Genomic DNA, 26146 nt, shown 5'->3' with positions numbered 1-26146 from the left:
GTTAATATGAAAGGATAAATATAAGTATTAAAATTTATCGATGTCATTTCTTGTGAATATTTTAAAAATTATTCTTTTAAAAGCTACTTTATTACGATTTTTTTAAAAAAATATAGAAAAAACATATAAGGTGGCAAAAATTGATCAATTTGATTTCATTTAAGATATAAATACAATGAACTTGTATTTTTGTGTATAAATAACTTTGTACTAATTGCTCTAAAAATTCCTCATTGAAAACAAGTTTCACTTTTATAATTACTCTTTTTTTCTCACTGGCTTGTTTTTCTCAATCTTCTGATAGTCTCGTTATAGATTTAAAACTTAAAATAGAGGAAGCAATCACTGATTCGGCTCGAATTGAATACAAAATTGAATTAATTGAAAAGATGCGTCGTTTTGATTCTGATACATCCAGAATTATTATTAATGACGTTTTAAAACAACTTGAAGAAATCCAGAGTTCTGAACTGTATTATAAAAAGAATAAAGCACAAGCGCTAAATTACCTGGGTATAATAGATAGCAAACGGGGTAATGCAGAAAATGCTTTGAAGAACTATTTAAGAGCACTAGATATTAGCGAAGCTATAAAAGATTCTGTTACAATTGGGTTTTCATTACATAATCTGGGAATGTTTTATAGGAGACAAAAGGGCTATGAAAAATCCAAACAATATTTTAAAAATGCCATTGCGATTAAAGAAAAATTAACCGATGTTGAAAGTTTGGCCGTATCGCATCATATGTTAGCTATAACCTATTATGCTAATAAACAAAATGATTCTTCTTTGATTCATATTTTAAAAGTGAAAGCATTGCCTTGTTCTAAAACAAGATTAGCCAAAGTAAATGGTACTTTAGCGGCAATTCATTATAGCAATAAAGAATTTGATAAGGCTATTGCTATTTATAACGAAAATATAGGAATTTCGAAGGGAGTACGAGACCAAAGTGAATTAAGTATTAGTTATCTGAATGTAGCGGTCTTATACAATGCATTAAAGGAATATGAAAAGGCATTACCATATCTGGATAGTGCAATTACTATTGCCCAAGAACAAAAAAATAAAGGGCTGTTACTAAAACAATATTATAGCAGAAGTAATCTTAATGAAACAAGAAAAGAGTATCAACAAGCATTACAAGATTATAAAACATACAAGGTCTATCATGATTCTATCAATGATACGGAAAAAGCTAAACGCATTACTGCATTAGAGCTGAATCATAAATTTGAAAAGGAGAAACAAGCAAATGAATTACAACTTGAGAATGAAACTTCAAGAAAGCAACTATACTTGTTACTTTTTGTAATTGCCACAGTCATGGGGGGTGTTATTTTTTGGCTTACCAAAAAGAATGCAAAACAGCGTTTAGAGTTGACTAAAAATAGATTAGAAAGAGAACAACTAGATAAAGTAAAAGCAGAACTCTCTTTGGTTACCAAAGAGAATGAACTTAAAAAGGTAGTGATCGAAAATTCATTGCGTCAGGAAGTTTTGAGCAAGACATTAGGTGAGATAAAAGATATTATTAAACTTGAAAACGAAAAGGAACGCAAAACAGCATTGCAATCACTTTCGGCGTCCTTACTTTCTGAAAAAGTGGCAAAAAATAATTCAACCGATCTAAAATCTTATCTCAATAAGGTAAATCTGGATTTTAAAGTGATTTTAGATAATAATTTCTCTAAATTGAATGAAAAGGAAAAAGAGCTTCTTTGTTTAATGACATTAGGATTGAATGCCACCCAAATCAGTAAACTACAAAACAATACGGTTTCTGCCATCAAATCCTCACGATCCCGTATTCGTAAGAAAATAGGAGTTGATTCAAAAATGGACATTATTGAGTTTATAAGAAACTTTAATAACAAGGAATAAACATCCAATCATTTAACGGGGTGCAACCCTATTGCAACCCCTTATTTCTTTAGAGTTCTTAAAACTATCTTAATTTTGTACTCACTTTTGATAAAGTATTTTTTGATTTTAATTCTTTTTTCCAAAAAATCCCCTTATGAAACACTTTTACATTACACTATTTTTTATTGTTAGTTTTTTTAGTACGGCATTTGCCCAGGATACTTTTCGAATGAAAATAAGAATCTCTAGCTCAAATGAAACCTTCACCATACCCACCAATATCAATGAAACCTACAATTATGATGTACGGTGGAGTGACCCTTATCAATCAGGAGGAGTCACTATTATTACTGCTTTTGAAAATGGATTTACTGGGGATGCTACCCATATGTATACTGAAGCACGTGATTATATCATTACCATAAGAGGTACTTTTCCTAGAATCTTTTTTACTAATACAGGGGATACACAAAAAGTAGTATCTATAGAACAATGGGGGAACAATACCTGGACGAGTATGCGAGAAGCTTTTTATGGATGTACCAATCTGGAAATAAATGCTACAGATACGCCTAATCTATCTAATTGCACGGATATGCAGGATATGTTTAGGGAATGTATATCCCTAAAAGATAATGGCGGTGCCGTGCAAAACTGGAATGTAAGCACTATTACTAATTTTAATAGAGCCTTTGCCAGGGCACCTATTGATGAAACTTTTGGTTTTTGGAATGTTAGTAATGCCATTCAAATGACGGATATGTTTGAGGGAATACAATTATCATCAGACAATTATGACGATACCTTAAACAGATGGGCATTACTGAGTTTGAACAATAATGTGTCTTTTAGCGCTGGAAATAGTACCTATTGTAATGCAAGTTTAGCACGAAACAATATACTTACCAATCCATCAGAATTTAACTGGACCATTATAGATGGAGGTGAAGCTTGTGAGGAAGATAAATTCATTACTACTTGGGAAACTACAACCGAAAATGAAACCATTACTATACCTACTGCTGGTTCTGGATACAATTATACCGTAAACTGGGGAGATGGTTCTATCTCTGTCGGAAATACCAGTGATGTTACTCATACATTTGAAACACCAGGAATACATAACATAGAAATTTACGGTGATTTTCCACGGATTTACTTTGATAATTCAGGGGATAGAAGTAAGATATTGACTATTGAGCAATGGGGAAAACAGCAGTGGACAAACATGAATTCAGCCTTTGAAGGCTGCAACAATTTGAAACTAAATGCAGATGATACCCCAGATTTAAGTATAGTAACTTCTATGGAGAAGATGTTTCGTGGAACCTCTAATCTCGAAGATTTAAAAGGCATTATAGGAAATTGGAATACGGGAAATATTATTAATATGAGAAGTCTTTTTCGTTTTTCCGGTTTTAATGAAAATATCAATGCATGGAATGTTGCTAATGTTCAAGAAATGGGGTTGATATTTGGTGGAACCTCTACATTTAATCAACCTTTAAACAATTGGGATGTACGAAATGTAACATCATTAAATCTAGCATTTTCTAATGCAAGAAAGTTTAATCAAGACATTAGTTCCTGGAAACTTCAAAGTCTTGCAAATACGGTAGGAATAGAAAATTTATTTATTAATGCTACAGATTTTAATCAGAATTTAGGGGCATTAGATTTAAGTAATATTCCAGATAATAGTCAACTAAGTAGCTTTTTTGTAGGAACTAGTATGTCACAAGAAAATTATGAAGCTACTTTAATCGGCTGGGCAACTTTAGACATAGCCAATGGAGAAACTAGAATTCCAAGAGGTGTGCCCTTGAATTCTAGTGGTTTAAGTTATTGTAATGCAGCAACAGCAAGACAGAGTTTGATTGGTGGAGAAAGTTGGAGAATATCCGGAGATGCAATCAATTGTACGGAAGCCGATAAATTTATTACCACTTGGCAAACCACATCCAACAATGAAAGTATACAAATTCGCACCTCTGGAGGTGGATCTTTTTATAATGTAGAATGGGGAGATGGTACCACTTCAGAAAATCAAGGAGGAAACTCATCACATACATATGCTACTGCAGGAACTTATATCGTTAAAATATCTGGAGCATTTGCAAGATTGTATACCAACAATTTTACAAATATTGGGAACAAAATGCGTTCTGTAGAGCAATGGGGTACTGGGCAATGGTCTTCTTTTGATAGAGCTTTTGAAGGTGCAGGAAATGTAGTGATTAATGCTACGGATATTCCTGATTTATCCAATGTTACAAATATGTTTAAGGCTTTTAAAGACTGTAGAAAGTTAGTCGATAATGGTGGACAAATGAAGAACTGGAATTTAAGTACGGTAGAAAACTTTAGAAGCACGTTTCAAGGAGCCTCTGTTTTTGACGAAGATTTGGGGGATTGGGATTTAAGCAATGCTACGGATCTGGTGAATATGCTAAATGGCACGAATCTGAGTACCGCAAATTATGATACAACACTAATTAGTTGGGCAAGGAATCCTAATACGCCAGATAATCTTAATCTTGGCGCTTCAGGGCTTACCTATTGCTTAGGAGAGTCTGCGCGCACTATACTGGATATTGATAAAAATTGGGAGATCAATGATGGAGGATCTGCTTGTGCAAGTACAGACTTTTTTATCACCACCTGGCGAACGACTACAGCGAACCAAAGCATCACCATACCTACTACAGAAATTGGGTATAATTATGATATCGATTGGGGTGATGGAACGATTGAGTTTGGATATACAGGAAACGCAACACATACTTATACTACCGCTGGAGTATATCGAGTGAAAATAATAGGAGATTTTCCTAGAATCTATTTTAATAATACAGGATCAAAAGACCTCATTACTTCTATAGACCAATGGGGAACGCAGCAGTGGACCAGCATGGAGCGTGCGTTTTATGGCTGTACTGCTTTAGAGTTGAATGTAACTGATGCCCCTGATCTAAGTCTGGCAACATCGCTGGAGCGTATGTTTATGGGTACTAATAACATTGTAGATAATGAAGCATCTATGAATTCATGGAACACAAGCACCATTACTAATATGGCATATATGTTTGCCGATTCTATTTTTGACTTTAATATCACTTCTTGGGATGTAGGTAAAGTAGAAAACTTCTTAGGGATGTTTAATAATAATGCGCAGTTTAATCAAAATATTGGCGGTTGGAATGTCGGAGAATTTGTGACAGGTACTATTACTATGCAAGCTATGTTTGATTCTGCTAGTAGATTCAACCAATCACTAAATACTTGGGATATAAGTAAAGTAACCAATATGGTGAGTATGTTTGGTTTTGCAACAGCTTTTAACCAACCATTAGATACTTGGGATACAAGTAACGTAGAAAATATGGGAGGTATGTTCTTTGGAGCATCGGACTTTGATCAAAATGTGGGCGACTGGAATCTTTCGAGTGTCACTAATATGGGGGCAATGTTCCAACAATCAGGACTTTCGATAGAAAATTATGATGCCACGCTTATCGGTTGGGCAAAACAGGATGTAGGAGAGACAATTCCGTCTAATATCAGTATCAGCTTTGAAGGTAGCCAATACTGTTTTGGAGCTGAAGCTAGAAACACACTGATTGATGATAGTGGATTCAATTGGTCTATCTCTGATGATGGGGCGGCCTGCGCTTCAACAGATTTCTTTATAACTACCTGGCAAACTACTGCTGATAACGAAAGTATTACCATTCCAACTGTAGAAACAGGATATAACTATGACATCGATTGGGGTGATGGAACAGTTGAATATGGAAATATAGCAAATGCTTCGCATAATTACGAAACGGCAGGAACATATACCGTTAGAATTACGGGTGATTTTCCAAGAATCTACTTTAATAATGATGGAGATTCTAATAAAATCAGAACAATTGAACAATGGGGGACACAACAATGGATCAGTATGCAATCAGCCTTTGAAGGTTGTAGAAACTTAGTATTGAATGCCGATGATACACCTAATTTATCCAATGTTACCGATATGTCCAGAATGTTCAGAATTGCGCTAAACTTAGTGGATAATAAAGACGTTATGAATTCTTGGGATACCTCTAATGTCACCAATATGGATGCATTATTTCAATCTGCCACAAAGTTTAATGAAAATATTACTTCGTGGAATGTGGGTAAAGTAACAGATTTCTCTAATATGTTTGGAGGGAGTACAATCTTTAATCAAAATATTGGAAGCTGGAATATTGGTGAGTTTGTTGCTGTATCGGATGAAATTAATATGGCAGGAATGTTCAATTTTACAGAAGATTTTAACCAACCATTAAATAATTGGGATGTTAGTAAAGTTAACAATTTATCAAGTATGTTTTCGGGAACGCAATCCTTTAATCAACCATTAGATATTTGGGATACCAGTGCAGTTGAGAATATGTCATCCATGTTTTTAGCCTCTCAAGTGTTTGATCAGGATTTAGGAGCTTGGGATATTTCTAAAGTCATCAGTATGAATAGTATGTTCACGAATGCAGAAATTTCAACAGTAAATTATGATAGTACCTTAATCGGTTGGTCTAGTTTAGACACTGGAGAAACACAAATACCTACGGATATTATGTTTAACGGAGGTAATAGTACCTACTGTTTAGGAGAAGCTGCTAGAAATATACTAACCAACACTCCATATAATTGGACTATTACCGATGGGGGATTAAGTTGTAATTTTACGAATGCTTTTATCACTACTTGGGAAACTACCACAGCAAACGAAAGCATTACCATACCCACAACAGGAGCTGGATACAACTATTCTGTTGATTGGGGAGATGGAACCATAGAAGTTGGCTTTACAGCAAATGCTACACATGAATATACGACAGCAAGAAGGTATACTATAAAAATTACAGGAGACTTCCCTAGGATATTTTTCAATAACGGAGGTAATAAAAATAAGATTTTAACCATAGAGCAGTGGGGTACCATAGCATGGGAATCCATGGCGCAAGCATTTAATGGATGTGCTAATCTTACACTAAATGCGATGGATAGTCCTGATCTTAGCTTGGTAACCAATGCAACAAGAATGTTTGCGAACACTACTAATTTTGAAGATTTGCAAAATGGCATAGGACAATGGAACACAGCTAGCATCGACAATATGAACGCTATGTTTATTGATTCAGGTTTTAATGAAGATGTTGGGGATTGGGATGTTTCTAATGTAACGAACTTTAGTGGAATGTTCTATGAGTGTCCGAATTTTAATCAGGATTTAGGAAATTGGGATATTAGCGAGGTCATAAACATGAGAAGTTTTATTACAACAACTTCTCTTGCTACTAATAGTTTCTCTTTAGAAAATTACGATAAAACACTAAAGGGCTGGGCTACACTGGATCCGGGAGAAACCAGAATTCCCCGCGATGTTGTTTTATCGGTTGATCTTACCCGATACTGTGATGCTTTTGCAGAACGTGCACAATTGGTGAATGATTATAACTGGAGAATTTCGGATCTTGGCTTAGGATGTCCAGAAAATGAAAAGTTTATTACGACATGGCAGACTACAACTTCAAATGAAACAATTACGATACCTTCTTTTGGTGGAGAATCTTATAATTATGTAATAGAATGGGGAGATAATATAACCAGCGTTGTAACCGATGATACCCCACCATCTCATACCTACACAAATGCTAGAACGTATACCATAAAAATTACCGGTGATTTCCCAAGAGTCTTTTTTAACGGAACAGGAGATAAGGACAAAATTCTTTCTATTGAGCAGTGGGGATCGCAACAGTGGTCTAATATGAATGCTGCTTTTAGAGGATGTACAAATTTGGTGTTAAATGCATCGGATATACCGGATTTAAGCGTTGTACAATTTATGGATTCAATGTTTAGAGGCACTACTTCATTTGTAGATAACGGAGGAGAGATGAACAACTGGGATATTACTAATGTTATTAGCTTGGTTAGTCTCTTTGAAGGATCGACATTTAATGAAAATATCAATAACTGGAATGTAAGTGGTGTACAAACCATGGGTAATATGTTTCAGGATAATACCGCATTTAATCAATCTTTAAATTTGTGGAGACCTGAAAATGTATCTGATTTTGAACATATGTTTCATGGGGCAACATCTTTTAATAAACCTATAGGTGATTGGACTATGACTGACGCCGCTTTTTTTGAATCCATGTTTGAAGGAGCAGTTGCGTTTGATCAGGATTTGGGTAATTGGGATATCAGTACTACAGATAGAGATGGTATGATCAATATGTTTGTCCGCTCAGGTATGTCTCAAAATAATTACGATGCAACTTTAATTGGTTGGGCAACTTTGGATATTGCCGAAACTCAAATCCCTGCAAATGTACAATTAGATGCAGATGCTACGTATTGTTTGGGAATTACAGCCAGAAATACGCTAACGACTGCTCCTTACAATTGGATGATTACGGATGGCGGAGTAGGTTGCGATTTTACAGGTGCTTTTATAACTACTTGGCAAACTACTTCAGCTAATGAAAGTATTACTATACCCACAACAGGATCAGGATATAATTATAATATTGATTGGGGAGATGGTACTATTGAAGGTGGTTTTACAGGAGATGTCACCCATGAATATGCTACAGCAGGAACGTATACCGTAAAAATCACCGGTGATTTTCCAAGAATTTATTTTAATAATACAGGTGATATAAATAAAATAAGCTCTATTGAGCAATGGGGTACAATACAGTGGGCAAGTTTTCAAAATGCTTTTGATGGATGTACTCAGCTTCAGATTACTGCCACAGATGCTCCGGATTTATCTAATGTAAACAACCTTAGTAGAATGTTTAGACGCTGCAGAGCTCTGGCATCTCCAGATTTTTCTAATTGGGATACGAGTACTATCACCAATATGAAAGATATGTTTTATGAAGCAGATAATTTTAATGGGAATATTCGCAGTTGGAATGTAGGAAGAGTAACCAACTTTGAATTAGCATTCTATTCTAACTTTAAGTTTAACCAGAACATAAGTAGTTGGAATATCGGAGAGTTTGTGAGTACTAAGGTTATTAATATGAACAGTATGTTCTCTACGGCAACCTCTTTTAACCAACCGATCGGAAACTGGGACTTAAGTAAAGTTTCAAATATTAGAAGTATGTTTTTTAGAGCAAACACATTCAATCAACCTTTAAACTCTTGGGATGTCTCAGGAATGATAACTTTGAAACGATTATTTTTCTCAGCATCCAGCTTTAATCAACCTTTGGACTTGTGGGATGTATCTAGTATTTCTAATATGGATGAGATGTTTTGGGGAGCTTCTTCGTTTGATCAAAATTTAGGTAATTGGGATATTAGTGAAGTCACACTAATGAACAATCTATTTTTAAGAACAGCCATGTCTACTGCTAATTATGATGCGACACTTATCGGTTGGGCCACCTTAGAAGTTGGAGAAACACAAATTCCTATAGATATAGATTTAAGCGCAGATGCTACCTATTGTTTGGCAGAAGCGGCAAGAAATATGTTAACAAGTGCTCCTTATAATTGGAACATTAATGATGGAGGGTTAAACTGTGATAATACACCTCCTGTTATTACATTACTTGGAGACAATCCACAAGAGGTTGTATTGGGAGATGGTTATACTGAGTTAGGTGCAACAACCGACGATGGATCTCAGGTTGTCATTGATGATTCTGAATTTATGGATACGATTGGTACTTATACCATTTATTATAATGCAACTGATGCTTCAGGAAATATGGCTATAGAGGTTACCAGAACTGTAAATGTTGTTCCTGTATTGAGTGTAGAAGATCGAGAGTTAGATCAGGTGATTATTACACCTAATCCTGCAAACGATTATGTTCAGATTTCTGGTCTTTCTGATAGAACTGATATACATATATACACGATCAATGGTGTCAGGTTAAAACAGATTTCAGTTACAAAAATAAATCGTATAGATATTCGGGAACTATCAAGTGGAGTATACTTTGTAAAAGTTATTGCAGGAACATCTAATAAAACATTTAAGCTGATAAAAGAATAATCAGACATAAGTGGTTTAAAACTTGGTTTAACATAACCAAGTTTAAAACTACATTAAAATTATAAAAACCCCTTATACTTTTTACGGATGAAACAAATTTACATTTCGATTTTTTTTATTATCAGTTTTGTCAACTTTTCTAATGCGCAAAACGAATTTATCACTACCTGGCAAACCACTACAGCCAATGAAAGTATTACCATCCCTACAACAGGGAATGGCTATAACTATACAGTAGATTGGGGCGATGGTACGATAGAAAACACTATTACTGGTGATGCTACGCATATGTATGCCACTGCAGATACCTATACCGTAGAAATAACTGGAGATTTCCCGAGAATTTATTTTAACAACTTAGGAGATAAAGACAAGATTATTAGCGTTAATCAATGGGGTGCTATTGAGTGGGCTAGTATGGAATCGGCATTTTATGGGTGTACAAATTTAACTATTGATGCTAGTGATACTCCTGATTTAACAAACAGTACTATTTTAAGAGCTATGTTTAAGGGGGCTACGAATTTGGTAGATATACAGGAAACCCTCCCAATCTGGAATGTAAGTACTATAATAGATTTTGGTCAGATGTTTATGAATACTGACAAGTTTAATACTTCTTTAATTTCCTGGAGTTTTAATGTAGCAGAAGATTTTTCAGAAATGTTTAGGGGTGCAAAGGTGTTCAATCAATCACTAGGTAACCCTTTTAAAGCAAAAACCTTTGAAGGCATGTTTAGAGATGCTGTTGCTTTTAACCAACCTTTATTTTGGTATACACCTGATGTGGTTTCTTTGAAAAATATGTTCAATGGTGCTACAAGTTTCGATCAGAATTTAGGATCTTTTACTATAAATTCTGTTACCGATATGACAGGAATGTATACTAATGCAGGGTTATCTACACAGAATTATGATCAAACACTTTCAGGCTGGTTTTTAGAACGAAATGTGAATGATACGCGTCCAAATAATATCACCTTTGATGCGGGTAGCAGTCAATATTGTCTGGCAGGAGATATTATAGAAAAATTAACCAATGATCATGGATGGCAAATAACGGATAGCGGCCCTGGCTGCAATGAAAGTGATGTATTTGTGATGACCTGGGATCTTACTAGCGAAAATAGATTCACTATGCCAACTTCAGGAAATGGATATGAGTATACGCTTAGTTTATCAAATGGGGAGATTTTTTACGTGACCAGTGATGCAGTTCAATTGTTTTATGCTGAAAATATTGGAATGTTAACGGTTCGTATTTATGGAGATTTTCCAAGATTTGACTTTGATGCTCCATCTGTAGACAAAGAAAAGTTAGTTAGCATAGAACAATGGGGAAGCCTACAACTTTCAGAAGCTAATGGAGCTTTTGAAGGTTGTACTAATTTGGTTTTGAATGCAATGGATACTCCAGATTTGAGCCAGATTCAGTTTATGGATAGGATGTTTGAAAGTACTTCATCATTTGTGGATAATGGTGGCGAAATGAATAATTGGGATGTTAGCACTGTAACTAGTATGACTGGTCTTTTTGAAGGATCAGCTTTCAATGAAAATATCAATGATTGGGATGTAAGTAAGGTAGAGGATTTTTCTAGTATGTTTAAAAATAATACTTCATTTAATCAACCACTAAATAATTGGAATACTGAGAAAGCCAATGATCTAACTAATATGTTTGATGGAGCAACAGCTTTTAATCAACCTATTGGAATGTGGAATACAGCGTTGGCTCAATTTTTTGATTTTATGTTTCTAAATGCATCCACTTTTGATCAAAACCTTGGAAACTGGGATATCAGCAATACAGATAGAGATTCCATGGATGGTATGCTTACCGGTTCTGCAATGTCTCAAACAAATTATGATGCTACGCTGATTGGTTGGGCTACATTAGAAAGTGGAGAAATACAAATTCCCACCAATGTCAAGTTGGATGCAGATACTTTTTATTGTTTGTCAGAAGCAGCTAGAAATATGTTAACAAGTGCTCCTTATAACTGGACTATTAATGACTTAGGAAATTCTTGCCCTGAAGATTTCTTTATTACTACATGGCAAACTACTACTACTAATGAAAGTATTACTATACCAACGAATGGTTCTGGATATAATTATATAGTAGATTGGGGAGATGGAACTATTGAAAATGGATTTACTGGCAATGCCACCCATGAATATGCTACTACTGGAACATATACTGTGCAGATTACAGGAGATTTCCCAAGAATCTATTTTAATGGAAACTCTTCAAATGGATCTAAGATATTGACTATTGAGCAATGGGGAGTGCAGCAATGGACCAGCATGTCTGATGCTTTTGAAGGTTGTAGTAACCTTAAATTGAACGCTGATGATATACCTGACCTATCTCAAGTTACTAGTATGCGAAGAATGTTTAGAGATTGTTCTGCTTTTGAAGACTTGAAAGACACTATTGGAAATTGGGATATGACCCCTATTGAGACCATTTCTGGGATGTTTCAAGCGTGTACTATTTTTAATGAAAACATAGGTGGATGGACATTCACCGTTTTGGATAATGTTAATGATACTTTTCAAGATGCGACTTCATTTAATCAAAATATCGCTAATTGGGATGTCAGTAAAGTAACTGAGTTTACAGAAATGTTTCAGGGTGCTACTTCATTTAATCAACCCATAGGAAGTTGGACGTTGGGTACGGTAGATTATTTGGAAGCAATGTTTAGAGATGCTACTGCATTTAATCAAGATTTGAGTACTTGGGATTTGAGCAATACCTATGATATTAGAAATATGTTTGATGGAGCAATCTCCTTTGATCAAGACCTTTCTGCTTGGGATATAAGTAAAGTAGAAGCTTTAAATAATTTTTTTAGAGGTTCTGGAATGTCTCAGGAGAACTATGATAATACATTGATCAGATGGGCCACATTAGAAGCTGGAGAAACTACAATTCCTGTTGATTTGACGTTAAATGCTGATATAGCACACTGTTTAAGTGTCGATGCGGTAACTACGTTAACCAGTGCACCTTATAATTGGATAATCAATGACTTAGGAAATGCTTGTCCGGGAGATGCGTTTATTACTACTTGGCAAACGATAGCTGATAATGAAAGTATTACCATCCCTACAAATGGCACAGGATATGATTATATAGTGGATTGGGGTGATGGTACCATTGAGGTTGCATTTACAGGTGATGCAACGCACAGCTACACAACAGCGGGTAATTATGAAGTAAAAATAACTGGAAAATTTCCAAGCATTTATTTTAATAATACTGGAGACAAAGATAAAATCCTTGCGATAGAACAATGGGGGACACAGCAATGGGCCTCTATGTCAGCTGCATTTTATGGTTGTACAAAATTAGTACTAAATGCTCTTGATATTCCTGACTTGAGTTTGGTAACAACAATGACCTTTATATTTCAAAATACAACTTCTTTTATTGATAATGGAGGAGAAATAGGTAATTGGAATACAGGAACCGTGGAATTTTTGGGTAGTGCATTCAACAGTTCTTCGTTTAACCATGATATTAATAATTGGGATGTAAGCAAAGTAAAAAGTTTTGCAAACATGTTTCGAAATGCAACATCCTTTAATCAACCTTTGAATAATTGGGGCCTAACTTCAGCAACGATATTACAGAATATGTTCAATGGAGCTACTTCTTTTGATCAAGATTTAGGAAACTGGGATCTTAGTAATATAGGTAGTTCTATAAGTATTTCTGGCTTGCTAAATAACGCAGGAATGTCTACCAGTAATTATGATGCTACCTTAATTGGCTGGGCAACTTTAGACGCTGGAGAAACACAAATACCAACTGGTATGAGCCTAGGAGCAATGGGGATAACCTATTGTTTAGGTGAAACAGCTAGAAATGTATTAACCAGTGCTCCTTATAATTGGAATATTACCGATGCAGGATTAGGGTGTCAGGCTACGGACGCTTTTATTACTACCTGGCAAACTACTGCGGATAATCAATCTATCAGAATACCTACGCGATCTAGCGTTTCTTATGATTATCATGTGGATTGGGGAGATGGGACTTTGTCTTTTAACCAAACCAACACTGCAAACCACGAATATGCTACTGCTGGAACCTATACTGTAAAAATTTATGGAGATTTTCCTCAGCCGTATTTTGACAATGCAGGAACATCAATTAAACCTAGGTTGCAAACAATTGAACAATGGGGCACTCAGCAATGGATTTCAATGGTAAGTGGTTTCGAAGACTGTCCTAATCTCAAATTAAATGCGGATGATAATCCTGATTTTTCTCAGCTAACTTCTTTGGAAGATATGTTTAGAAAGTGTACCAATTTTGAAGACCTTAAAGATAACATAGGAACTTGGGATGTTTCTGACGTAGAACGTATTGATGATATGTTTGCTTATTGTACCCTTTTTAATGAGGATATCAGTGGGTGGACATTCAATAACTTAAAAGACTGTAGCTATGTTTTTGAAAATGCAACTACTTTCAACCAGAATCTTTCCAACTGGGATGTAAGTAAGGTTGAGAACTTCGAATCGATGTTTGAAGGGGCAGCTGCATTTGATCAGCCTATTGGTATTTGGACCATTGGAACTGTTGAGTATATGATTAGTATGTTTAAAAATGCTACGGCTTTCAATCAAGACCTAAGTGGTTGGAATATGAGTAATGTTGAAGACTTGGAAGATATGTTTGAAGGAGCATCAAATTTTGATCAAAATCTTGGAGGATGGGATATTAGTAATGTTAGATTTATGGATGAAATGTTTATCGGTGCAGGAATGTCTCAAGCAAATTATGATGCTACTTTAATTGGTTGGGCAACCATAGAAGCTGGAGAAATACAAATTCCTGCGGATATAGATTTAAGAGCAAACGCTACCTATTGTTTGGCAGAAGCAGCAAGAAATACCCTAACCAGTGCTCCTTATAATTGGGACATTAATGATGGAGGGTTAAACTGTGATAATACTCCTCCTATGATTACTCTAATAGGAGACAACCCACAAGAGATTGTATTGGGGGATGGTTATACTGAGTTAGGAGCAACAACTGATGATGGATCTCATGTTATCATTGATGACTCTGAGTTTATGGATGTAGAAGGAACATATACCATTTATTATAATGCAACAGATGCTGCAGGTAATGTGGCAACAGAGGTTACCAGAACTGTAAATGTGGTTCTTGTATTGAGTGTAGAAGACCGAGAGTTAGATCAGGTGATTATTACACCTAATCCTGCAAATGATTATGTTCAGATTTCTGGTCTTTCTGATAGCGTTGATGTAAACATATATACGATCAATGGGGTCAGGTTAAAACAGATTTCAGTTACAAAAGTAAATCGTATAGATATTAGAGAACTAACTAGCGGAATATATTTTGTAAAGGTAATTTCCGGTAGATCTGATAAAACTTTTAAACTGATAAAAAATTAGATAAGGATTTACGTACTTTTTTGCAAAGGGGTTCTACGAAGTTAAGGGGTCGTAGCAATATCAATCTTGCAAAAGCAAACCATCCACTATTTGTGGATGGTTTTTTTATATAGTAATTAGAATAGATATACCCATATTTTTCATTTTAAAATAAATACCTTTATGTATATTCGATTTCATAATGAAGCTTGGTAGGTTATTTTTATATATAATGATTTGTATCTCTTCGGGTTCTTTCTCACAAGAAAAAGATACCACATTGGTTTCTCTTGAAGAAAGGTTGAAAAAATCCAATACAGATTCTTTAAGAGTAGAAGCATTGTTAAACCTGGGAGTATATCAATTACGAAGAGACTTTAATAAGGTTGAAACCTATGCGAATCAAATACAGGAAATCCTGAAAAAAGCAAATTTGGGATACGACATTAACCGACAACGAGCAGAACTATTTCAACAGCTGGGAATATTATATCGAAAAAGAGCTCAGTATGGCAAAGCAATGAAATACTACCTGGATGCGCAAAAGATTTTTTTGGAGTATAATGATTCTTTAAACCTATCTTCAAACTATCATAATATTGGCAACGTATTTAAATATCAAAAAGAATACAGGAAATCGATCAATGTCTTTAAAAAAGCAATTGCTATTAATGAGTCCTTAGGAATTCCCAAAAAGATCGGAGATAACTATAATGCTATTGGCGGTTCATATAGAAGAATTGGTAAAATAGATTCAGCCTCTTATTTTTTGGAAGAAGCCTATCAAAAGTATGAGCAAGCGGGATACGAAGAAGGAAAATACCGTGCAATTGCTAATAAATCTCAAATACTTAATATACAAAATAAACATACTGAAGCGCTTGACCTGCAACTAGAATATTTGGCGTACGTAGAAAAGAAGGAAATAAAGGAATCTACGGCTACAGCCAATTATAACCTGGCAGGTACTTACAACAATTTAGGAAAATTCAACAAGGCGATATCTCATGTAGATCAATCTATTGCGATTGCTATAAAAGAAAAAATGGGAAGGCGGTTGGCAGTGTCTTATAAAAGAAAAAGCCTTTCTTATTTTAAAATGAAACAGTTTGAAGATGCTTTAGAGTATTATCGAAAATATGCTAAAGCTAACGATAGTGTGTTTAACCTGCAAAAAGCAAAGGAGATCAGGGAGATTGAGCTTCAGTATGAATTTGAACAACAAAAGTTGAAAGATAGTATTCAATTTGCGGAGGAAAAGAAACGAATTTCGACGATTGCAGAAAATCAGGAGTTAAAGAGAAAGTGGTATTTCACACTTTTATTGATCACCTTGTTTCTAACTGTATTGATACTTTATTATGGGATACGATATTTTAGAAAAGTATGGAAACAGAATCAACTAAGAGAAACAACATTGACTTCACAAATTGAAGAATTACATACAGAAGTTTCTCTTAAAAAGGAAGAAGTGACCGATTTGATGAAGGAGACATTGATTCATTTGAGAACTAAAGAAAAAATAGCGGAGGATCTCAGTAAATTATCAGATCAGGAAGAAGGGATTTCTTTAAAAAGTATCATTGCAGAACTAAAAGCAGATAAATTAGAAGACACTAAACTGATATTACTTAAAAAGAATATTGAGACGCTGAATTATGAATTTGTGAAACGACTTAGAATAAAGCATCCTTCACTTACCAAAACGGATATCGAAGTTTGCTCATTTATCAAGCTTGGATTGTCAAGAAAAGAGATATCTAACCTTCGAAAAACAAGTTTGGATGCTATTAAATCTACGCGTTTTCGATTAAAAAAGAAGTTAGAATTATCTCAGGAAGAATCGTTGGATTCCTATATTAAAAATTTGTGAAGTGGTTTACCTTAAAAGAATATTGTAAACGTATGAAATTCGGAAGTTTATTTTATATCATAGTCTTTAATTGTTTGTTTTCATTTTCTCAGAAAGTGGATACGACTTTGATACGCCTTGAAACGAATTTAAAAAATGCTACAACAGATTCCTCACGAGTAGAAGTATTATTAAAGTTAGCAGATTATCAAAAACGTAGAGACTATAATAAAGTAAAACTATATACCTCGCAGATCTTTAAGATACTTGAGAATGTTGACTATGACGTTCGAACCCAAAAAGCAAGAGCTTTTAATATGTCGGGTATAGCAAATCGAAGAAATTCTGATTTTACATTAGCTCTCAAGGATTACCTGGCAGCACAAAAGATCCTTTTAGAAACCAAAGATTCTCTGGAGTTGGGATCCAACTATCATAATATTGCAATGATATATAGGTTTCAGAATGATTGGGATAAATCGATAGCCAACTTTAAAAAAGCTATTGTAATCAATCAAAAAAACAATAGATCAATCGGATTGGGGAACAATTATGGAATGATGGCTGTTTGTTATGAGAAAAAGAATCAGTCCGATTCTGTCTTTTATTATTTTGATAAAGCACTTTCTTCCTTTAAAAAAGGAGGTTTTGAAGAAGGAGCAAAGCAAGTTTTAGGAAATAAGGCTGCTCATCTTTCGTATATAGGAAGGTATGAAGAAGCATTGCCCATACAGCTGGAGTATTTGGAATATGTAAAATCAATAAACAAGAAATTATCTGTTATTTCAACTCATATCAACCTATCAAACACTTATTTAGGCTTGAAACAATATGACAAAGGATTAATACACGCTAATAAAGCTATTGAGACAGGAAAAAAAGACAATGCCAAATTAAAATTAAGAAACGCATATCATGTTAGAAGTAAGATCTATAAGAGTCTAAATAATTTTGAATTAGCTTTAGACGATTACAGGACATTTACCAAAATTGATGAAGATGTATATGATAACAAAAGAGTAAAAGAACTTCATGCTATAGAGTTGAAATACAAATTCGCAAAACAAATGCTGACGGATAGCATCCGGAATACAGAGGAAAAGAAGAGAATGATCATCCAGGCTGAAAATGAAGAGTTAAAACAGCGATGGTATCTTACCTTGCTTATCTCAACAGTATTAGTAAGTACTTTTATTATATATTCTGGTTCTGTATATCTTAAAAAAAGAAAGAAAAAGAATCAAATAAGAGAAGCTTCTTTAACCAATAAAATTGATAAACTAAGTTCCGAAGTTACTAGTGAAAATGAAGAAATCACAAAACTAAGAGAGGAAACCATAATTCATCTTCAAACTAAAGAAAAACTAACCAAGGAGTTGAGCAAGCTATCCGATGAAGCAGAGGGGCTTTCTTTGGAGGGTATAATTTCAGAACTTGCAACAGACAAACTAGAAGATGATAAGCTCAAAGTACTCAAAAAAAATATAGAAATACTCAATAGTGAATTCCTGCAGAGACTTCAGGAAAAGCATGTAAATCTTACCAAAACCGATATTGAAATATGCTCATTTATTAAACTGGGGTTATCCAGAAATGAGATTGCACAGCTACGAAAAACCAGTTTAAGCGCCATCAAATCTACGCGGTTCCGACTAAAAAAGAAACTTCAATTAACAGCGGATCAATCATTGGATGATTATGTTAAACACTTGTAAATCATTATTTTATTTGATTTGCACCCTTCTTTGCACCCCTATATTTCTTTATTTATTCAAATTTCATTAGTTATTTAGCGGTATAAATATCTGGTAACTATGTTTTACTTTTTAAAAGAATTTTCCCGAGTTAAAAAAGAAAAGAAAAATAAGGATAGAAAGATTCAGAAGATAATAGATACAAAAGAAAAACTGGAATATAGATTACGTGTATTAGAAAGTATTGAAAAAGAACTTAGAGAATTAGAACAGTAGGCCCTTTTAGAAAATAAATATAAACCCAAACCTCAATCAACACATTACTTGTGTAACGTATTGATAACTAAACCTAAAAACCCCTTTGCTTATGGAGATAAACTTCCTAAATAACAGAAAAAGAGAAACGAATAAATCCAGGAATACATTCGATATCATACATACGTACTTATAACCTACCTAATTATTCAATGTGATAAGGCGCTCAATGTATGAATTGAGAGCTTCTTTCACACTATTTATCAACTAACATAAAGAGAAGTATAGCTATTACACGCTATATGTGATTCGATTCATCAGACTATAATCTGATGGGGTAGGACCTTATTGTGAAAATTAAAAACTAAAATCTTTATAAAATGTTTAAAAATATATTCTCAAAAAGACAATCAAGGATGTTGAAATATCAACCTAAAATTTTGAAAAACAGGTCTCAAGATGTTTTGTTGTTATTCGAAATTATAACAGAACAACAACAAATCATCAAGGAATTATTTAATCAAAGTAAAAAACAAGGATTTTCAAACAAATCATTGAGATCCCGTGCGAACTGCGATGCTTTTGATATTGAACAATTAAAAGAGTTGTTTCTGGCGGATACTCATACTGCTTAGATACATCTATAGAAAAGCAATTCTTATTTAAAAGAATAAAGAAGCAAAAATTGGATACAAATTAATCAATATGAAAAGAAAACTACTTTTAATAATAACTTTAGTTATAAAATATAGTTATGGACAGACAGAATGTCCTTTTGATCAAAGTAAATTCTCAGGAACTGTTACTGTTTCTGGCGTAGGAGCTAGTGAAACAAAAGCCAGTGATGCTGCCAATAGTTATCGATTTGGTGAACGTGTTGCTATTGATGGTAATATTGCGGCAGTAGCTTCACGCAGTAATGGAGCGGCTGCAGGAAAGGTATACGTTTTTATAAACGACGGATCAGGAAACTGGACACAACAAACTATCTTGACTGCTAGTGACGGATTTGCAGGAGATAATTTTGGATCGGCAGTTGCACTGGAAGGGAATTATCTGGTAGTAGGAGCTCGGTCCCAATTAAATGCCGGAGGAGTAGATACAGGAGCAGCATATTTATTTGAATATGATGGCAGTAGTATTTGGACAGAAGTTGCCATTTTTGAACCAAGTGATGGGGCTACAGGATATCGTTTTGGAGAATCGGTTTCTATAGAAGGGGATTTAGTTCTAGTTGGAGCTAGAAATGGTTGTACCGGTGGTTGTGCGTATTTATATGAAAACGATGGTACCAATACTTTTACATATACCGAAACAAAACTAGAGCCACAGGTGCAATCGAACTATGATGGCGCAAGATTTGGATATGATGTTTTAGTAAAAGATGGACGTGCATATGTTGGAGGACCGCAAGATTATTCTTCTGTCGGTAATGCATCTGCAGGATCCGTACAGATATGGGATCAAGCAAATGATGGATCTTGGTCACGTACACACAGATTAAGAGGTACAGAAACCACAGAGTATTTTGGTAGCGCAATAAGTGTACAAGGGGATTACCTAGCTATTGGTGCCTACAATTTTGAGACTTCTTCGACACCCGAAGCTGATCAAGGGAGAGTTTATGTATATAAGGTTGATAGTAATGGAGATTATTTAGATACCAATAGAGTGATGATCCAAAATGATGATAAGGACAGTTATAACGATCAGCGTTTTGGTACCGATGTAGCTTTAGAAGACGGTTTTCTATATGTAGGAACTTTTGGAAATGGTGCTATGAATACAGATGCTGTTTATATATTTAAAGATGATGGTACGAATACTTGGACGCAAATAAGTAAAATAACTTCTGGCGGAGGTTGGGATGAATTTTCTAATAGGGCAGTGGCGGTATCTTTTCCAACATTACTGATAGGTCAAAATGAAGCCGATAGTCCATCTAATTCTGGTTCTACGTACTTTATACAACTCAATAATAATGTACAACCAGTCGCTTCAGTAACTGAATCAGTGGGGACACACCCTACTATCAATGACGGAATCCTAAAAGTAAGTTTTGATGATGAAGCAACCGAAACTGAGATACATTTTAGTATTGATGGAGGTAATACTTATCCATATACTTTTAATGATAATTTAGGAAATGCAGAGATAACCGGTCTTGGAGCTGCTAACTATGATGTTTGGGTACAATTTGATGCTTCTTGCCCAATGAGCCTGGGAAGTTTTGAGATCTCTATTGATTATACGACTATTCCGGATACTAACTTTGAAGCTGCTTTAGAGATGCTTGGTTATGATGATATCTCTGGTGATGGAAAAGTTCCAACAAGATTAATAGAGGTGGTCACAAGTCTGGATGTTTCAAACCAGGGTATTGCAGATTTAACAGGAATAAATGATTTTGTTGCTCTTGAAGTATTGCGTTTACAGTATAATAATTTAACATCGCTGGATGTTTCAAACCTTATAAACCTCAGAACACTTTGGGCTGCAAATGGTAATATTTTTAATACCATTGATGTAAGTAATAACACAGCGCTTGAAGATTTTAGATTAAGACAATATAGAGGAACAAGTATTGATATATCCAATAATACAGCATTAACTCGTTTTGCCTGTACCAGTTGCGACCTATTAACTGTGGATACAAGTGCCAACACCAATTTGAGTTTTTTAGATTTATGGGATTCAGATATTACTTCACTTGATGTAAGTTCTAATGTAAACTTAGGTACTTTGGACATTGCCTATACGGACATATCATCATTGGACTTGTCTTCAAATGTAAATTTAACATCATTGATAGCCAATGATTTGAACTCATTGGTGGATTTAAATATTAAAAATGGATTCAATACAAGTGTTACCAACTTTAATACCGCTAATACTCCTATAAGCTGCATTATTGTAGATGATGTTGCCTACAGTACTACAAATTGGACGAACATTGATGGAGCAACTTCGTTTAGTAGTACGTATTGTGAATATACTGCAATTCCGGATACTAATTTTGAAGCTGCTTTGAACGCGTTAGGATATGATGATATTTCTAATGATGGGCAGGTACCAACAGCTTTAATAGAGGTAGTAACTACATTGGATGTAAGTAATCAATCTATTGCAGACCTGACAGGTATTGAAAATTTTATTGCCTTAGTATCTTTAGGCTGTGAAGACAATTCATTGAGTAGTTTAGATGTTAGTAATAATACCAATCTTCAAACATTGATTTTTGATAATAATAATGTATCCACTTTAACTTTAGGAGCAAATACAAATTTGAATAGTATTGAAGGAAGATATAATCAATTAGCCTCTATAGATTTAAGTCAAAATACCAATCTAACATTTATAAACTTAAGAGATAATTTATTTGCAACTATAGATGTATCCAATAACCCTCTTCTTGAAACAATCAACCTGCGTACCTGTACTAACTTAACTAGTTTAGACCTTACAAATAATAATAGTTTGGAACAGTTATATCTGCAAGATTGTGCTTTAAATAACTTAGATATTTCTCAAAATACTTTACTGGAAGTACTCGCACTTGAAAGAAATAATGTTTCAGCTATTGATGTTTCAAATAATGCTGTCCTAAGGCAATTAAGGGTTTCGGATAATAATATAGATGTTATTGATGTTACCAACAACCCTGTTTTAACTCGTTTGGATTGTAGCAATAATAACTTAATAGATTTAGATGTAAGAAATGGGAATAATACAGCTATTGTAACGGCAGATTTTGATGCCTCCGGAAATACATCATTGACCTGTATTTCGGTGGATGATGTAGCCTGGAGTACCACCAATTGGACAAATATTGATGGTTCTACAAGTTTTAGTAATACCTATTGTCGTTATACTGCTATACCTGATTCCAGTTTTGAAGCAAGATTAGAGGATTTAGGGTATGATGATATTTCTGGAGATGGTCAGGTACCTACTACTTTGATTGAAAATGTAACTTACTTATACATTCCCTATAACGCGGCTAATACAGTAGCAGATTTAACCGGAATTGAGGACTTTGTTTCGCTTGAAACACTAAATTGTTCTGGAAGTGATTTAACTGTAATAGATCTTTCTAATAACCTACAATTAAAAGATGTAGATCTAAGTAATAATGATATATCCTCAATTACTGTTACTGGACTTACCAACTTAGAAGAGTTAAATCTCAGAGGGAATTCCCTAAGTTCATTGGATGTAACAAGTAGTATTTTATTGTTGGATTTGGATGTTTCTGGTAGCGATATTAATAGCCTGGACGTTACAAATAGCACACTATTGAAGGATCTTAATATTGATTCAAATAACATTACTACGATTGATTTGACCAATAACACTTTATTAGAAAGTTTTTCATTTTCTTCTACTCCGTTAACAACTCTAGATGTAAGTAATAATACTAAGTTGACTTATATTGAAGGAGAATATACTACTCAATTAACGGTTTTAGACCTGAGTACTTTAATACTATTAGAAGAAGTATATTTAAATGACTCAGATGTATTAACTTATGTAGATATCAGAAATGGAAACAACAATAACATCTCAGATTTTGAAACAACCAATAGTCCTAATTTAAGTTGTATTCCGGTAGATGATGTTTCTTTTGCCACAGCTAATTGGACTGTGGATATACATACTAGTTTTACGTCTACAGCATATTGTCGATATACCTCAATACCAGATACTATTTTTGAAGCCAGATTAGAAGCATTGGGGTACGATGATATTTCTGCAGATGGACAAGTACCTACCGCATTGATAGAAGTTGTATCCAGTCTAAATGTAAATGATATTGGGATTAACGATTTAACAGGAATAGAGGATTTTATAGCATTGATAAGCCTAAACTGTAGAGGAAATAATTTGACTACATTAGATGTTAGTCAAAATACATTATTAGAGACATTAACTGCAAATAACAATAATTTGCCTTCTATTGATATATCCAATAATACTGTGTTAAAAAGTGTAAATCTAGGGGCTAATAATCTTACCACACTAGATGTATCAAACAACACAGCTTTAGAATTATTAAGTTTACAAGTAAACAGCGGATTAACAAGTATAGATATTAGTAACAATGTTCTTTTAGAGCAATTAAGAACCTACAGTACAAATATTGCTTCGTTAGATCTTAGTAATCATCCCAACCTGGAAGTGTTACAATCATATAACTCAGCACTTACTGCAATTGATGTATCCAACAATCCTGTCTTAGAAGAACTTCGTGTAAATGGTACAAGTGTTACTGAATTAGATTTGAGTAACAATCCTAATATTATAAATTTACGTGTAAATGATACGGGAATTGAAACCTTAGATTTAAATAATCAAACTGCATTACAAAACCTATTTGCACATGATACAAGTTTAAGTTATTTAAATGTAAAAAATGGAAACAATACCAATGTGGGCACCTTCAGAGTGGAGGACAATCCAAATCTAAGCTGTATATTGGTAGATGATGAAACTTACAGTACAACAAATTGGACAAGTATTGATCTTACTACTAACTTTAGTGATACGTATTGTAAATACACCGCGATTCCTGATACAAATTTCGAAGCTGAATTAGAAGCGTTAGGATATGATGATATTTCAAATGATGGTCAAGTACCAACAGTATTGATTGAAGGTATTACTACTTTAAATGTCAATAATAAAGCAATTACAGATGTAACTGGAATAGAAGATTTTATAGCACTTACCAGTCTTACCGTTTCAGACAACAATCTTGGAACTATAGATGTAAGTAACAATATAAACTTAGTTACATTAGATTGCCAATTCGCCGGGCTTTCCACATTAAATGTATCATCTAATACTTTATTAAAAAACTTGTACGCCAATGGTAATTCAATCTCAAGTATTGATGTATCCAACAACACCGAATTGGTTCAACTAGGGATGTATGATAATGATCTTGGAGCTATTGATCTAAGTAACAATACGAAACTAACTACAATCGACTTTTTTGGGAATCAGCTTACAAATATTGATGTAAGTAATAATACGCTATTAGAAGATATACTATTAGAAGGTAACAATCTGACAAGTTTGGATGTAAGTGCTAATACCGTATTAAAAAACCTTACCTGTAATAATAATGATTTAGAAACATTAAATATCCAGAGTGGTGCAAATACCAATATCAATACGTTTAATGCTACAAACAATTCTAGTTTATATTGTATCCTGGTAGATGACCAGGCTTATAGTACGTCCAATTGGACTAATGTTGACGGTACTGTTAGTTTTAATGAAATTTCTTGTAACCAGGCGGTGATAGCACCAAAAGTCTTTTTACAGGGAGCCATGCTAAATCCGATTACAGGAGAAGAAAATTGGATGAGAGATGACTTAAGAGCAGATTCAGGAGCTTATGGCTCTACTTCTCCTTATGGTGATGGAGCAATGATTAGTGAGTCAGTAAGAACTGATGATGTCGGAGCTAATTCTATGGTAGACTGGATTTGGGTAGAATTGAGAGATGCTAACGATCTCACCATCATTGTTGCCGGAAAATCTGCTGTTCTGCAACGCGATGGAGATATTGTAGATGTTGCCGACGATCGTATAACTCCTCTTACTTTTGAGGTGCCGACCAAAAAGTATTATGTCGTTATTAATCATCGTAATCACCTGGCAATACGATCCGCAAATACTATTTCTTTGTCAAATACAACTACGTCTGTAAACCTAAGCAATGACAATACTTCAGTATTAGGAGGAGCCAATGCTGTAGTTGACTTGGGGAATGGAATTTTTGCAATGATTGGAGGAGACTATGATGGTAATGGTCAGGTTCAGAATTCGGATGTTAACGAAGTGATCCAAAAATTAGGTAGCTCAGGATATAACAATGCTGATCTCGATATGAACGGTCAAATTCAGAATACAGATATCAATAATATCATGAATCCTAACCTTGGAAAAGGACAACAATTTTAAAACCTACTTCTGATGA

Annotated in this window: 8 protein-coding genes; all 8 read left to right on the top strand. The window is 34.3% G+C overall.

The genetic code is table 11. The features are described 5' to 3' along the window. The first annotated feature begins 233 nt into the window (after nt 1-233). The 8 genes from U0D62_RS20600 (at nt 234) to U0D62_RS20565 (ending at nt 26130) form a co-directional block, all read left to right on the top strand. Nucleotides 234-1886: a tetratricopeptide repeat protein gene (locus tag U0D62_RS20600; protein ID WP_322289238.1), complete on the top strand. Its 1653-nt coding sequence runs from the start codon at nt 234-236 to the stop codon at nt 1884-1886. Nucleotides 1887-2022: 136 nt separating this feature from the next. Beyond that, nucleotides 2023-9933 carry a BspA family leucine-rich repeat surface protein gene (locus U0D62_RS20595; RefSeq protein ID WP_322289237.1) on the top strand — a complete coding sequence of 2637 codons (7911 nt, stop codon included), beginning with the start codon at nt 2023-2025 and terminating at the stop codon, nt 9931-9933. A gap of 87 nt (nt 9934-10020) precedes the next feature. Further along, nucleotides 10021-15378 carry a BspA family leucine-rich repeat surface protein gene (locus U0D62_RS20590; RefSeq protein WP_322289236.1) on the top strand — a complete coding sequence of 1786 codons (5358 nt, stop codon included), beginning with the start codon at nt 10021-10023 and terminating at the stop codon, nt 15376-15378. Nucleotides 15379-15589: 211 nt separating this feature from the next. Beyond that, nucleotides 15590-17230: a tetratricopeptide repeat protein gene (locus U0D62_RS20585; RefSeq protein ID WP_322289235.1), complete on the top strand. Its 1641-nt coding sequence runs from the start codon at nt 15590-15592 to the stop codon at nt 17228-17230. 32 nt (nt 17231-17262) lie between these two features. Next, the gene (locus U0D62_RS20580; protein ID WP_322289234.1) at nt 17263-18924 is read left to right on the top strand and encodes a tetratricopeptide repeat protein; all 1662 of its coding nucleotides are present in this window, start codon (nt 17263-17265) and stop codon (nt 18922-18924) included. Nucleotides 18925-19023: 99 nt separating this feature from the next. After that, nucleotides 19024-19179, top strand: coding sequence for a hypothetical protein (locus tag U0D62_RS20575; protein ID WP_322289233.1), 156 nt, complete (start codon nt 19024-19026; stop codon nt 19177-19179). Nucleotides 19180-19538: 359 nt separating this feature from the next. Further along, on the top strand, nt 19539-19793 hold the full coding sequence (locus U0D62_RS20570) for a hypothetical protein (RefSeq protein ID WP_322289232.1): 255 nt from the start codon (nt 19539-19541) through the stop codon (nt 19791-19793). A gap of 70 nt (nt 19794-19863) precedes the next feature. After that, nucleotides 19864-26130: a hypothetical protein gene (locus U0D62_RS20565; protein WP_322289231.1), complete on the top strand. Its 6267-nt coding sequence runs from the start codon at nt 19864-19866 to the stop codon at nt 26128-26130. The last annotated feature ends 16 nt before the right edge of the window (nt 26131-26146 follow it).

It is taken from the genome of Aquimarina callyspongiae (assembly GCF_034322225.1).
Classification (GTDB): Bacteria; Bacteroidota; Bacteroidia; order Flavobacteriales; family Flavobacteriaceae; genus Aquimarina.
This window is presented reverse-complemented; position numbering and strand designations above follow the sequence as displayed.

Bases quoted from the DNA above. Each gene is read 5' to 3' on its own strand.
- U0D62_RS20580 (WP_322289234.1), top strand. From the start codon at position 17,263: ATGAAATTCGGAAGTTTATTTTATATCATAGTCTTTAATTGTTTGTTT.
- U0D62_RS20595 (WP_322289237.1), top strand. From the start codon at position 2,023: ATGAAACACTTTTACATTACACTATTTTTTATTGTTAGTTTTTTTAGT.
- U0D62_RS20570 (WP_322289232.1), top strand. From the start codon at position 19,539: ATGTTTAAAAATATATTCTCAAAAAGACAATCAAGGATGTTGAAATAT.
- U0D62_RS20565 (WP_322289231.1), top strand. From the start codon at position 19,864: ATGAAAAGAAAACTACTTTTAATAATAACTTTAGTTATAAAATATAGT.
- U0D62_RS20575 (WP_322289233.1), top strand. From the start codon at position 19,024: ATGTTTTACTTTTTAAAAGAATTTTCCCGAGTTAAAAAAGAAAAGAAA.
- U0D62_RS20585 (WP_322289235.1), top strand. From the start codon at position 15,590: ATGATTTGTATCTCTTCGGGTTCTTTCTCACAAGAAAAAGATACCACA.
- U0D62_RS20590 (WP_322289236.1), top strand. From the start codon at position 10,021: ATGAAACAAATTTACATTTCGATTTTTTTTATTATCAGTTTTGTCAAC.